Raw genomic sequence first — 12289 nt, 5'->3', positions numbered from 1 at the left:
AAACCACCGCCCGCGCTCACTCGTCCCCCGGCCTCTCGAGCCGGTAGCGTCGGGCCATGGTCTCGGTACTCGCGGTCTCCGACGAGACGATCGAGTCGTTGTGGACCCCGCAGGGGCGCACCATGAAGGTCGACCTCGTCCTCGGGGCCGGTGATCTGCCCTTCGACTATCTCGAGTATCTGATGGACGCACTCGATGCACCGTGCGTGTTCGTGCCCGGCAACCACGACCCCGACCTTTCCGGCTATTCCGCGGGCCGTGTCGGATGGATGCGTTCCGGTATGCCGTCGACGTGGCCCGGCCCGTGCGGCGCCGTCAACGCCGACGGACGGATCGTCCGCATCGCCGGCCTGCGGATCGCCGGCCTGGGCGGATCGATCCGGTACAACGACGGCCCCAATCAGTGGACCGAACGGCAGCAGCGCCGGCGTGCCCGCAACTTGGCCATGACGAGTGCGTGGCATGCGCGCCGATCCGGAGTAGCCGGTGTCGACGTGCTCCTCACGCACAGCCCCCCGCGCGGAGTCGGTGATCTCGAGGACCCGCCGCACCGCGGTTTCGAGTGTTTCGAGCAGCTGGCCGCACGGTTGCAGGCTCGGACACTCGTTCACGGCCACGTGCACCCGTACGGGACGACGCCCGTGGACAGAGTGCTCGGCTCCACGACGGTGATCAACACGGTCGGGTTCACTCTCATGGAGATGTCTTCGGGTACCGAACCGACGATCGTGAGGCGACGGCATGGCACGTGACACCGGTTTCCCCTCCGCCGACGCGGAGAACGACTTCACCCGTCAGCGCCGCCGCGCCGAGCTCTCCCGGCTGGTCAACTGGTTACGCAGGGAACCGGACGATGTCAACGAGATCCTGCCGTTCGACGAAGTGGTGGCCGCGCTCGGGAGGATCGGCGAACGGTCACTGGGGTTGCAGGTGATCCCCGTCAACTCGATCGTCGGGAGCGTCGACCGCACCAGTGATTTCGACCGGTACTTCCGTCCTACGTCCGCCCGGATACGCGAACGCTGGCAGCGGCTCGCCGCAGCGCAGCGCCGCGGCGAGTCGGTTCCGCCGATCCAGGTGTACAGAATCGGGTCGATGCACTTCGTCAGCGACGGCCACCACCGCGTGTCCATCGCCTACGCGATGCACTGGAGCACCATCGACGCGTACGTGACGGAGATCCTGACCCGGATCTCGCCGGACGGCATCACGCAGCGTGGCGATCTGCTGATCAAGGACCATCGGCGGCTGTTCCTGAGCCGGGTGCCCCTCACGGGCGCCCAGCGCAAGGCGGTGACGGTCACCGATCCGTGGGAGTACGCGGAGATCAGCGAGTGCGTCGAAGCTTGGGGGTTCCGTCTCATGCAGGAGATGGGCGAGTTCGTGGGTCGCGACACCGTGGCGCGTCGGTGGTTCGGCGAGGAATTCCTCCCGGTCGTGCGCATGGTCCGGGCCGCCGACATGCTGCCCGATCACACCGATGCCGAAGCCTACCTGTGGGTGGCTCGCGAACGATATCGCCTGGTGCGCCAACATGTCTGGAACGACGAGATCATCGCCGAACTGAGCCAGCGGGCGCCCCGCAAGCACCGGTCTACGAGTCCGTGAACCGCACCTCCCGAGTGACGGCCTCCGGGTGTGCGAACTTCAGCAATCGGCGACCCTCCGCTTCGATGGCCGGCCGATGAGACTTGGCGATCGTGGTCAACGGCTCCACCTCGAGGATCACCGCGTCCTTCCCCACGGTGGTGGTCGTGAAGCCCGCGACCCTGCCGCCCACCAGCACAGCAGGTTTGATGATCCCGTTCTGAGTGAAGACCCGCTTCCGCACCTCGTCGTCGAGAATCCGTCTGCGATCCGCATGGGAAAGAAGCACATTGTCGAAGGGCGCGAGGATGCGCACCGGCGCAGGCACCCCAGCCTCCGGCCGCGGCGCGTCCGGAAGGTCGAAAAGTTCCGTTCCCGATTCCGCGGTGAACACCCGCAACTGCGGGCGCAGCTCGTCCAGTATCTCGCCGAGCCGGGTCAAGCCTGACCACGCCTGTGCATCCAGGGCACTCGCCGGGCCGAACGCGGCGAGGTATCGCAGGACCATCGTCCGTAGTGACGGCGCCGGGTCGAGTGGTTGCCCCACCCACGACTCGAGTGTCGCCAGCGCAGGCTGTCCCGACCTGCCCCACAACCCCCGCGGTGGCACCTGGACCATCGGCACGAGCCCGCGCACCCCGTGCGCGAGGGCCGCGCCGTCGCGTCCGGGAAATCGCTCCTCGAGCAACGGCCGCATCTGCAGTTGCGTGCGCGGCCGATCCCGGACGAGGTCGCGGCCCGCAGCAGCGAGAGCGGCGACATCGATCCCGTCGAGGTGTGCGCGGTACTGCGTGTTGATGCGCAGATCCCGATCGAGGAGCGGCTGGACCAGCGGGCGGAATGTCAGGGCGTCGGCCGCCGACAACGCGAACACGGTTCCACGCATGGCGACGATGCGCACCACTTCGCGTCGCTCGATGAGCTCGGAGAGGGCATCGGGCCGGAATTTCTCGATGCGTGCCCACAGAGCGAAATACGGCGGCATCGGGGCCTGGGCCTGCAGCCCGCACAAGTGCTCGATCATCTCGAGAGCCGACGTTCCTGTTCGGCGTAGCAATCCCTGGCGGGCCAGCGTGGCCCGTCCCAGCGCCCGATCCGACATGCGTTCGGAACCCACCGCGTCGACCCCCTTTGTTAGTTAGCCCCAGTACCGTGTTTATCTGTCAGTGTCGACAGGACGACGCACGGAGGACCACATGAGCGCAGAACCCGGACCCACGCCGAGGATGCTGCTGCCGGTCATGTGCTTCATCGTCATGATTCTGGCGGTTCTCCAGACCCTGGTGGTACCGATCGTCGGCACGATCGGCGCCCAACTCGAGGTCGGGCCCACCGCCGTCGGGTGGCTCCTCACCGCCAACCTGCTCGCAGCGGCCACCGCGACGCCCCTACTCGGCCGGCTCGCCGATCTTCGCGGCACACGTCCGGTGCTGCTCGGTGTGCTCGTGATCGTGCTGGTGGGCTCGTTGCTCGGTGCGGTCGCCACGTCGATCGGTGTGCTCATCGTTGCCCGAGTGCTGCAAGGCGTCTCGTTCGCACTGTTCCCCATCGGAATTGCAGTCCTGCGCGACGAGCTGCCCCCCGAGAAGCTGACCGGGGCGATGGGCATTCTCTCGGGAACTCTGGGTTTCGGCGGATGTTTCGGGATCGTCCTCACCGGGGTGCTCGTCGCCGACGGCGCCGACTTCCACCGGATCTTCTGGCTCTCCTCTGCGATCACGCTTGCGGGTCTCGTCCTGGCGTGGTTCGCGATTCCCCGGCGCGCGCGGACGGGATCGGGATCCATGGACTGGATCGGTGCGGTGGGTCTCGCCGCCGGGCTCGTCCTCGTCCTTCTCCCGTTGTCCGAGGGAAGCACCTGGGGATGGGGTTCGCCCGCCACCATCATCAGCGGTGCTGCCGGACTGCTCGTCCTGACCGGGTGGTTCCTGTACGAGCGCAGAAGCGCCCATCCACTGGTGGCACCCCGGTTGCTCACCGATCCGCCGGTCCTCGTCACACACCTGTCCGCCCTCGTGGTGGGAATGTCGATGTTCGTGATGTTCCTGGGCAGTTCGTACTTCGTGCAGACTTCTCGTTCGGTCGCCGGGTACGGCTTCGGCGCCACCGTGCTCGAGGCCAGCACCGTGTACCTGTTACCCGGCGCGGTCAGCGGAGTCCTCGCCTCGATCCTCAGTGGCACGATGATCCGCCACGTCGGCGCGCGTGTCGTGCTCATCGGCGCCAGCGTGGTCGGCGTCGCAGGCTTCATCCTTTTCATCGTCGCCCACGACCACACCTGGCAGGTGATCACCGCCATCCTGCTGATCAACACCTACATCAGCCTTGCCTACGCGGCGCTGCCCTCGCTGTTGGTCGCCGAGGTCCCGCAGGACGAGACCGGCGTGGCCAACAGCATCAACTCGATCGCGCGGTCGGTGGGCAGCTCGTTCGCCAGCGCCCTCATCGCGACCCTGCTGGCCGAAATCACTCTCTCCGGCACCGACCTCGCGGCCGAATCCGCCTACCTCATCGCGTTCGCCACCGGCGCCGTTGCCGCCGCTCTCGCCGGGCTGCTGCCTTTCTTCGGTATCACCCGCGTGATCCGCATACCCTCCGACGCGGAAGAGGACGAGATCCATGCCACCGCGCTCGCCGCCGAATGGGGCACCGTAGGCGGCCTCGGTGGCGCGAACACGAGCTCCGGCGAACGGCAGAGGACATCGTGAGTTCGCCTTGTCCCCTCGGTCAGCGAGTGATATTGGCCCCGGAGTCCTGATCGAACACCGCGACTTTCGCGGGGTCGAACCACAACTCCACCGGGCTGCCCTGCGCCGCAGACGACTCGGTCGACAACCGGGCCACCAGATGTCCCCCACCCGCGACCTCGGTGCCCGAATCGGCAGCGAGCTCCTCGAGTTCCCGCGAACTCACCTGTGGTCCTTCGGCGGAGAAGTAGACGTACTTGTCCGAGCCCATCGACTCGAGCACCTCGACCTGGGCGGTGAACGTGGCACCAGCGGCTTTTTGATCCGCGTCGATCAACCCGGCGTCCTCGAAGTGCTCCGGGCGGATACCGACCACGACGTCCTTCGACGCCCCGGAGGAGGTGACCTTCTCACGCGAGCGCGGAGGCAGCGCGAAGTTCCCGAGGGGAGTCGAAATACCTTCCGCTGTCAGCTGTCCGGGGAAGAAGTTCATCGACGGCGATCCGATGAACCCGGCAACGAACAGATTGTTGGGATGGTCGTACAGCTCCTGCGGTGCCCCGATCTGCTGGACGAGTCCCCCGCGCAGCACCACCACCCGGTCGCCGAGAGTCATCGCCTCGGTCTGATCGTGGGTCACATACACCGTGGTCGTTCCCAGACGTTGCTGGAGGCGGGAAATTTCGGTACGCATCTGCACGCGGAGCTTGGCGTCGAGGTTGGACAGCGGCTCGTCCATCAAGAACGCTTTCGGACTGCGGACGATCGCCCGCCCCATCGCGACCCGCTGTCGCTGTCCGCCCGACAGGTTGGACGGCTTGCGGTCGAGGTGCTGGGTGAGATCGAGGATCTTCGCGGCATCGTCCACCTTGGCCGCGATCTCCGACTTCGACATCTTCGCCAGCGTCAACGGGAACGCGATGTTCTGGCGCACCGTCATGTGCGGATACAACGCATACGACTGGAACACCATGGCGATGTCCCGGTCCTTCGGCGCCTTCTCGTTCACCCTCTCGCCGGCGATGCGAAGCTCACCGGACGAAATGTCCTCGAGGCCCGCGATCATGTTGAGAGTCGTCGATTTACCGCAACCCGACGGACCGACCAGAATGATGAATTCGCCGTCGGCGATCGTAATGTCGACGTCGCTCACCGCCCGCGCACCGTCCGGGTAGAGCTTGGTTACCTTGTCCAGCACAATCTCGGCCACAGGTTTATCCCTTCACTGCGCCGGACGTCAGACCGGCCACGATGCGTCGTTGGAAGAAGAGCACGAAGACGATGATCGGAATGGTGATCACCATCGCAGCGGCGGCGATCGACCCCGTCGGCTCTTCGAACTGCGAAGCGCCGGTGAAGTTGGCAATCGCCGCCGGTGCGGTGATCGAGCGCTCCGTGGAGGTCAGCGAAATCGCGAACAACAGGTCGTTCCAACAGAAGATGAACACGAGGATTGCCGCGGTGACGATACCGGGCGCCGCAAGCGGTGCGACCACTTTCCGGAACGCCTGCGCCGGTGTGGCGCCGTCCATCTTGGCCGCCTTCTCCAGCTCCCAGGGGATCTCCTTGAAGAAGGCCGACAACGTGTAGATCGCCAAGGGAAGCGCGAACGTGATGTACGGCAGGATCAAACCGGCCCAGGTGTCGAACAATCCGAGTCGGCGCTCGATGTCGAACAGCGGGCTCACGAGGGAGATCTGCGGGAACATCGCGATCAACAGCGCCACACCCACCAGGAGCTTCTTGCCCGGAAAGTCGAGCCGGGCAATCGCGTAGGCAGCCATCGTCCCGATTACCACCGCGATCACCGTGGCGATCAGCCCGATGCCGATGGAGTTGATCAGCGCGCTGGTGAACGCGTCGGTGGAGAAGATTCCGCGGTAGTTGTCGAGCGTCCACTTCTCCGGGATGAGCTTGCCGTCCTTGATGGTGCCCGCGGGCTTGAACGACAAGCTGGCTATCCAGAGCACAGGAACGAGCGCATACAGCAGGACCAGCAAGTTGACCGCCGACCAGCTCAGCCTGCGTTGCCTTGTTTCGACCATGGTTATCGCTTTCCTTCCGTGTCGGACCCGGGAGCCGAGGCACCGAAGAGCTTGATGAAGACGAATGCGAGGACGGCCACGCAGAGAAAGATGAGAACGCTGATGGCCGAACCGATTCCGAGATTGAAGGCCTTGAACAGGTTGTCGTAGCCGAGGATCGACAGGGATCCGGTGTCGTTGGCGCCCTTGGTGAGCACGTAGATGTTGTCGAAGATCCGGAACGCGTCGAGGGTGCGGAACAACAACGCCACCAGGATGGCCGGTTTCATGAGCGGGAGAATGATGCGCACCAGCCGGGTCCAGGCCCCGGCGCCGTCGACCTGTGCCGCCTTGAGCAGATCGTCGGGTACCAGAGCGAGACCGGCCAGCAGCAGCAGGGCCATGAACGGCGTGGTCTTCCAGACCTCGGCGAGGACGATGATCGCGAGCGACGGAATCTGCTGCGTGAGGGGGGCACTGCCGTCGGGTAACAGATTCGCGAGGTATCCGGTTCCCGGCGTCCACGCGTAGTACCAGCTGTAGGCAGCGGCCACGGTGACGATGCCGTAGGGAATGAGCACCACTGTCCGCACGAGCCCCTTGCCCACGATCGTGCGGTGCATGACCAGGGCGAGGATCAGACCCAGCACGAATTCGATCACCACCGACACGGCAGTGATGCCCACCGTGACCGCGAACGCCTGCCACCAGTACGCGTCCGACAACACCGACACGTAATTGGCAAGGCCGACGAACTTACGCTCGTCGGGGAATCGGAGGTCGTAGCGCTGCAGGCTCAACCACACCGCGTAGACCACCGGATAGGCCGTCACGGCGATCATGAGAATCGCCGCCGGTGCCACCAGCCACAGTCCCAGCCGGCGCTCGGCCTTCTTCCCTTCGGACACCTGTCTCTTCGTCGGCGCTGCCGGCTTGTCGGTCCGGTCCACCGGCACGGCTTCGGTCGTCACGGAATCAGTCCTTCCGAGTTGACCGCCTTACGCACCTGCTCGGCGAGTTCGTCGACGGTACGCGGCGGATCGATGTCACCGACCGGGTTCAACGTGTCGGTGATCAGGGTCGAGATGCTCTGGTAGGCGGGTGAAACCGGACGCACTGCCGCCGTGTTCAGGCCGTCGCGCACCTGCTGCCAGGCGGGATACGCCTCCTGGAATGCCGGATCGTCGTACAGCCTCGCCAACGTGGGCGGGACACCACCGTTGACGGCGTTGTTGCGCTGGTTCTCCTCGTTACGCAGGCAGGACACCGCTTCGAACGCGAGGTCGGGGTGCCGGCTGGTCTTCGCGACCGCGATGTTGAATCCACCGATCGTGACCTCGGCCGGCCGGCCGGGAATCACCGCGGGGTACGGCGCGGCGAGGAAGTTCTGCTGCCCGTCGACCGTGAGCACCGTGTTGCCGGTATCGACGGAGGTGGTGTTGCCCTTGTCGTCGATGAACGGCAGGTCACCCTTCTCCGCGTTCTCGATCATGCCGGGAAGCACGAACGGCCAATTGACCTCGAAGGCCGCGCGTCCGCTTTCCATGCCGAGACGGGACGACGCCTCGTCGCCCTGCGAGATCGACGGGTCGGCGCCCTGTGCGGTGGCTACTCGCTTCATCACCTCGAGGGCTTTCAGCGCACCGTCACCGTCCGCGACGGTCACGGTGGTTCCGTCCTCGCCGACGACGGAACCGCCCGCGCTGGCCAGCAGGGTGTTGAACCACACCATCAAACCCTCGTACTGCTTGCCCTGCACCCCGATCCAGCTGGGCCGGCCCTCGCTCGCCAGCCTCTCGGAAATGTCGATCATCTGATCCCACGTCTGCGGCGGTTGCCCACCAGGCATGAGGTCCTTGCGGTACCAGAGCAACTGCGTGTTGGTGTTCAGCGGTGCGGCGTACAGCTGATCCTGCCACCGGGCCGACTCGAGGGGGCCTTCGAGCGTGCCCTCGGTGACCTCGGCCGCCACATCGTCGGGCAACGGCAATGCCCACCCCGCCTCGGCGAACTCGGCCGTCCACACGACGTCGAGCGTCATGATGTCGAGCGAGGTGTCGTTTCCGGTGAGGCGCCGGGCCAACTGCAGTCGCTGATCGTCTGCCCCCTTCGGAAGGGTGCGTTGCTCGATCGTGTATCGGCCACCGGCCGCGGCCGTGCAATTGGCTGCGGCCTCGGCATACTGTTCCGCACCGTCGGCCGCCGTGTAGAAGCTGAGCACGGTGCCGCTGTCCGGTGAAGCGCACGCCGCCAGCAGCGGAACCGTCAGGACGGTGGCCGCGCCGATGAGACCCCATCTGACTGCGAGTCCGGGCCTGCCCGGACGACCGGATTCTGTCGATGTACGCCGCACAGCCGCCTCCTCGAGCGGTCCTCACGAACCCAGTCGCGGTACGGCTGGCACGCAGGCCCGCACAGTGGTTCCTGCCGGATCGTGCAGTCCCGCCAGGTCACGGTTTCACCGAGGGGAAGACCCCTCGCATTGCGCCGTAAACCTATCCGAGATCGACCTGAAACTGGCGGAAATCACCGCGAACGAGACGAAAAGCGCGCAATCCGTAATACGAGCCCGCCCACGTCTCGGTTCAGAGCGCCAGCTTGGCCAGCATGTCGCGCGCCGCCTCCGCGGTCTTCGGCTCACACAGCACGTCGTATCGCCCGGCGACCAATTGCATGGTGGACGCGAAGTCACGGGTACCGCGAGTGGCCGCATACGGGATGGTGGTGGAGATCAGCCCGAAGATGATGCCGCCGACGATGCCCACCACGAGCGGTGCGAGGAATCCGCCCGTGACGATACCCAGCAGAAGGCCGAAGAAGACACCGAGCCAGGCACCTGAAACGATGCCGCCGCCAATGACTTTGGCCCACGTCAACCGGCCGAGTACTCGCTCGACCTGCATGAGGTTCACTCCGACGATGGTGACGTCCTCGACCGAGAACTCCTGATCCGACAGGTAGTCGACGGCACGCTGCGCCTCCGCGTACGTCGGGTACGAACCGATGGGCCAGCCCGTGGGAGGTTCCGGCAGAGCCCCTCGCCGCGCCCCGTTGGACTGTCCGAGTGGATTCGTCATCGTCAGCTGGTCTCCTCGTGTAATTCTCTCAGGATCGATCCTGTGAGAACCATTCTGCCTGTTTCGGCTAACCCTCGTCGGGCGGCGTGAACTCGGAGGTCCGCGTCATTCCCGCGGCCCGGCCCTTGGCCGAGATCACGAGGGCCATCTTCCGACTGGCCTCGTCGATCATCTCGTCACCGAGCATCACTGCGCCACGTCCTCCACCGGCCGCCGACGTGTGGAACTCGTAGGCGTCGAGGATCAGTTCGGCGCGGTCGAAATCGCTCTGTCGGGGGCTGAACACTTCGTTGGCCGCATCGATCTGCGTGGGATGCAGCACCCATTTCCCGTCGAAACCCAGAGCGGCGGTGCGCTGCGCAGAACGCCGGAACGCCTCCACGTCGCGGATCTGAAGATACGGCCCGTCGATGGCCTGGATGCCGTGTGCCCGTGCGGCCATCAGGATCGTCATCAGTATGTGATGGTAGGCGTCACCGCGGTCGTAGCCGTCCGGCTGTTCCCCGACCACCAGCGTGCGCATGTTGATACTCGCCATGAAATCCGCCGGCCCGAACACCAGCGTCTGCACCCGGGGACTGGCCGTTGCGATGGCGTTGATGTTGGTGAGTCCGATGGCGTTCTCGATCTGCGGTTCGATCCCGATCCGCCCGACCTCCAACCCGTTGGCCTTCTCGATCTGGGTCAGCAGTAGGTCGAGGGCCTGAACGTGGCTGGCGTCCGGCACTTTCGGCAGCAAGATGGCATCGAGGTGCGCGCCCGCACGCCCGACGACCTCGGCGACGTCGGCATGGGTCCACTCGGTGGTCCAGTCGTTGACCCGCACGACCTTGATCTGATCGCCCCACCCGTCCTCGGCAAGGGCGGCCGCGACGGTGACGCGGGCTTCCTGCTTCGCCAACGACGCCACGGCGTCCTCGAGGTCGAGGAACACCTCGTCCGCGGGAAGCCCCTTGGCCTTGTCGATCATCTTGCGACTGCTGCCCGGAACAGCCAGAACCGATCGGCGTGGCCTGAAGACGGAACTCATGACGGACGATCCTCCACTTTCCGCAGGTGTTCGATTCCCTGGATCCCCGTACGAGGATCTAGCCTGGCAATCATGGCAGCTGCGAACAAGGTTTTTGCAGCCAGGCTGGCCGGCCTGGTGGTACTCGGGCCCGACGGTGAGTCGATCGGCCGGGTGCGGGACGTGGTCATCACCGTTCGCATCGGGCGCCAGCAACCCCGGGTGCTGGGGCTGGTCATCGAATTGTTCACGCGCAAGCGCATCTTCGTGCCCATGCTGCGGGTCACGGCGATCGAGCCGAGTTCGGTGACACTGACCACGGGGAACGTCAGTCTGCGCCGGTTCACGCAGCGTCCGGGCGAGGTTCTCGCGCTCGCGCAGGTCCTCGATTCTCGCGTGCGGGTGGACGACCCGGAACTCGAGGAACTCCACGGGGTCGACACGGTGGTGGTCGATCTCGGCATCGAACTGACCCGTAGCCGTGACTGGGTGGTGTCGAAGGTCGCGGTGCGCGGCCATCGGGGCCGCCTCGGCAGGCGTACCGCCATTCACATCGTCGAGTGGCAGCACGTGCAAGGGCTGACGCATTCCGATCTGTCGATGCCGGGCCAGGGGGTGTCCGCACTCCTGATGCAATACGAGGGCATGCGTCCCGCCGACGTGGCCAACGCCATGCGTGAGCTCCCGGACAAACGGCGGCACGAGCTCGCACTCGCTCTCGACGACGAGCGCCTGGCCGACGTCGTGCAGGAGTTGCCGTCCGATGATCAGACCGACCTTCTGATGCACCTCGAGGTCGAGCGGGCCGCCGACATCCTCGAGGCCATGGATCCCGACGACGCCGCCGACCTTCTCGGCGAGCTGCCCGAGACGGAGGCAGAATCACTGCTCCAACTGATGGACCCGCAGGACTCGGAACCAGTCCGCAGGCTGCTCGAGCACTCGCCGGACACGGCCGGTGGCCTGATGACTCCCGAACCGGTGGTGCTCACGGCGTCCACAACGGTGGCGGAAGCATTGGCCCGCGCGCGCAACGAGGATGTGACGCCCGCGCTCGCGAGCATGATCTTCGTCGTCAGGCCTCCGACGGCCACGCCGACCGGCCGCTATCTGGGATGCGTGCACCTGCAGAAGTTGCTGCGGGAACCACCCGCAAGCCTCGTGGGCGGTCTGCTCGACACCGGTCTCCCACGTCTCGCGGCCGACGACTCCCTGGCGGCCGTCACGCGGTACTTCGCCAGCTACAACCTCGTGTGCGGCCCCGTGGTGGACGACGAGAATCACCTGATCGGCGCGGTCACCGTCGACGACGTCCTGGACCATCTCCTTCCGGAGGACTGGCGTGAAGAGGAGATCGACGGATGAGCGAGAAGGTCCCCAGCGTGTCGGCCCGTGGACTGTCGGATCGGCAAAGGCTCGACACCCCTCGCGGCGCCCGGCGCTTCCGCTTCACCTACGACGTGGAAGCGGTCGGCCGTGCAAGTGAGAACTTCGCTCGTTTCCTAGGGACCGGCCGGTACCTGGTGATCCAGACCGTGGTCGTGATCATCTGGATCGTCCTCAACATCTTCGCCGTCGAGCTGAAGTGGGATCCGTACCCCTTCATCCTCCTCAACCTCGCGTTCTCCACCCAGGCCGCCTATGCGGCCCCGCTGATCCTGCTGGCCCAGAACCGACAGGAGAACCGGGACCGCGTCTCGCTCGAGGAGGACCGGTCGCGGGCGGAACAGACGAAGGCGGATACCGAGTTCCTGGCGCGCGAACTCGCCGCCCTGCGCATCGCGATCGGCGAGGTGGCCACCCGTGACTACCTCCGCCGTGAACTCGAGGAGATCAAGACCCTGCTCGGCGACGAGGAAGAGGCCCGGCCCCGGCGCAAATGATCGCCGGTCATTCGCCCATTCC

Annotated in this window: 12 protein-coding genes; 5 read left to right on the top strand and 7 right to left on the bottom strand. The window is 65.8% G+C overall.

Annotated features, from left to right (window positions below):
• Window positions 1–56 precede the first annotated feature (56 nt).
• Window positions 57–752 (top strand): metallophosphoesterase, encoded by a 696-nt coding sequence (locus ACH49N_RS13530; RefSeq protein ID WP_109331819.1) that lies wholly within the window; start codon window positions 57–59, stop codon window positions 750–752.
• The gene (locus ACH49N_RS13525; RefSeq protein ID WP_159925441.1) at window positions 742–1608 is read left to right on the top strand and encodes a chromosome partitioning protein ParB; all 867 of its coding nucleotides are present in this window, start codon (window positions 742–744) and stop codon (window positions 1606–1608) included. Before ACH49N_RS13530 ends, ACH49N_RS13525 begins: the two co-directional genes overlap by 11 nt.
• Here the strand turns inward: ACH49N_RS13525 and ACH49N_RS13520 are convergent.
• A complete protein-coding gene (locus ACH49N_RS13520; RefSeq protein ID WP_317767904.1) occupies window positions 1595–2704 on the bottom strand; it encodes a winged helix DNA-binding domain-containing protein in 1110 nt (369 codons plus the stop codon). The genes ACH49N_RS13525 and ACH49N_RS13520 overlap by 14 nt on opposite strands.
• Window positions 2705–2783: 79 nt before the next feature.
• On the opposite strand from ACH49N_RS13520, the gene ACH49N_RS13515 reads away from it, so the two are divergent.
• Window positions 2784–4295: an MFS transporter gene (locus ACH49N_RS13515; RefSeq protein WP_317767903.1), complete on the top strand. Its 1512-nt coding sequence runs from the start codon at window positions 2784–2786 to the stop codon at window positions 4293–4295.
• Window positions 4296–4314: 19 nt separating this feature from the next.
• Here the strand turns inward: ACH49N_RS13515 and ACH49N_RS13510 are convergent, their stop codons facing one another.
• The 6 genes from ACH49N_RS13510 to ACH49N_RS13485 all read right to left on the bottom strand — a co-directional run bounded on the left by ACH49N_RS13510 (window position 4315) and on the right by ACH49N_RS13485 (window position 10405).
• Complete coding sequence (locus ACH49N_RS13510) at window positions 4315–5484, bottom strand: ABC transporter ATP-binding protein (protein ID WP_159925435.1); 1170 nt, start codon at window positions 5482–5484, stop codon at window positions 4315–4317.
• 4 nt (window positions 5485–5488) lie between these two features.
• On the bottom strand, window positions 5489–6319 hold the full coding sequence (locus ACH49N_RS13505; protein ID WP_159925433.1) for a carbohydrate ABC transporter permease: 831 nt from the start codon (window positions 6317–6319) through the stop codon (window positions 5489–5491).
• Window positions 6320–6321: 2 nt separating this feature from the next.
• Window positions 6322–7269: a carbohydrate ABC transporter permease gene (locus ACH49N_RS13500; RefSeq protein WP_159925431.1), complete on the bottom strand. Its 948-nt coding sequence runs from the start codon at window positions 7267–7269 to the stop codon at window positions 6322–6324.
• Window positions 7266–8585, bottom strand: coding sequence for an ABC transporter substrate-binding protein (locus tag ACH49N_RS13495; RefSeq protein ID WP_201453649.1), 1320 nt, complete (start codon window positions 8583–8585; stop codon window positions 7266–7268). The genes ACH49N_RS13500 and ACH49N_RS13495 overlap by 4 nt, the downstream gene beginning before the upstream one ends.
• Window positions 8586–8883: 298 nt before the next feature.
• Complete coding sequence (locus ACH49N_RS13490; RefSeq protein WP_109331840.1) at window positions 8884–9375, bottom strand: general stress protein; 492 nt, start codon at window positions 9373–9375, stop codon at window positions 8884–8886.
• A 67-nt stretch (window positions 9376–9442) separates the two neighbouring features.
• Window positions 9443–10405 (bottom strand): CoA ester lyase, encoded by a 963-nt coding sequence (locus tag ACH49N_RS13485; protein ID WP_159925427.1) that lies wholly within the window; start codon window positions 10403–10405, stop codon window positions 9443–9445.
• 72 nt (window positions 10406–10477) lie between these two features.
• On the opposite strand from ACH49N_RS13485, the gene ACH49N_RS13480 reads away from it, so the two are divergent.
• Entirely contained in the window at window positions 10478–11749 is a 1272-nt protein-coding gene (locus tag ACH49N_RS13480) for a magnesium transporter MgtE N-terminal domain-containing protein (RefSeq protein WP_159925425.1), read from the top strand.
• The gene (locus ACH49N_RS13475; RefSeq protein WP_109331843.1) at window positions 11746–12267 is read left to right on the top strand and encodes a DUF1003 domain-containing protein; all 522 of its coding nucleotides are present in this window, start codon (window positions 11746–11748) and stop codon (window positions 12265–12267) included. The genes ACH49N_RS13480 and ACH49N_RS13475 overlap by 4 nt, the downstream gene beginning before the upstream one ends.
• The last annotated feature ends 22 nt before the right edge of the window (window positions 12268–12289 follow it).

Origin of the sequence: Rhodococcus sp. NPDC019647, from assembly GCF_044389235.1 — a bacterium.
GTDB classification, from domain to species: Bacteria; Actinomycetota; Actinomycetes; order Mycobacteriales; family Mycobacteriaceae; genus Rhodococcus_F; species Rhodococcus_F oxybenzonivorans.
The sequence above is the reverse complement of the archived record's forward strand: the minus strand, read 5'-3'. Positions and strand labels throughout refer to the sequence as shown.

Coding starts and splice junctions, on each gene's coding strand:
- ACH49N_RS13490 (WP_109331840.1), bottom strand. CDS start 9,375: ATGACGAATCCACTCGGACAGTCCAACGGGGCGCGGCGAGGGGCTCTG.
- ACH49N_RS13505 (WP_159925433.1), bottom strand. CDS start 6,319: ATGGTCGAAACAAGGCAACGCAGGCTGAGCTGGTCGGCGGTCAACTTG.
- ACH49N_RS13485 (WP_159925427.1), bottom strand. CDS start 10,405: ATGAGTTCCGTCTTCAGGCCACGCCGATCGGTTCTGGCTGTTCCGGGC.
- ACH49N_RS13525 (WP_159925441.1), top strand. CDS start 742: ATGGCACGTGACACCGGTTTCCCCTCCGCCGACGCGGAGAACGACTTC.
- ACH49N_RS13530 (WP_109331819.1), top strand. CDS start 57: ATGGTCTCGGTACTCGCGGTCTCCGACGAGACGATCGAGTCGTTGTGG.
- ACH49N_RS13480 (WP_159925425.1), top strand. CDS start 10,478: ATGGCAGCTGCGAACAAGGTTTTTGCAGCCAGGCTGGCCGGCCTGGTG.
- ACH49N_RS13515 (WP_317767903.1), top strand. CDS start 2,784: ATGAGCGCAGAACCCGGACCCACGCCGAGGATGCTGCTGCCGGTCATG.
- ACH49N_RS13475 (WP_109331843.1), top strand. CDS start 11,746: ATGAGCGAGAAGGTCCCCAGCGTGTCGGCCCGTGGACTGTCGGATCGG.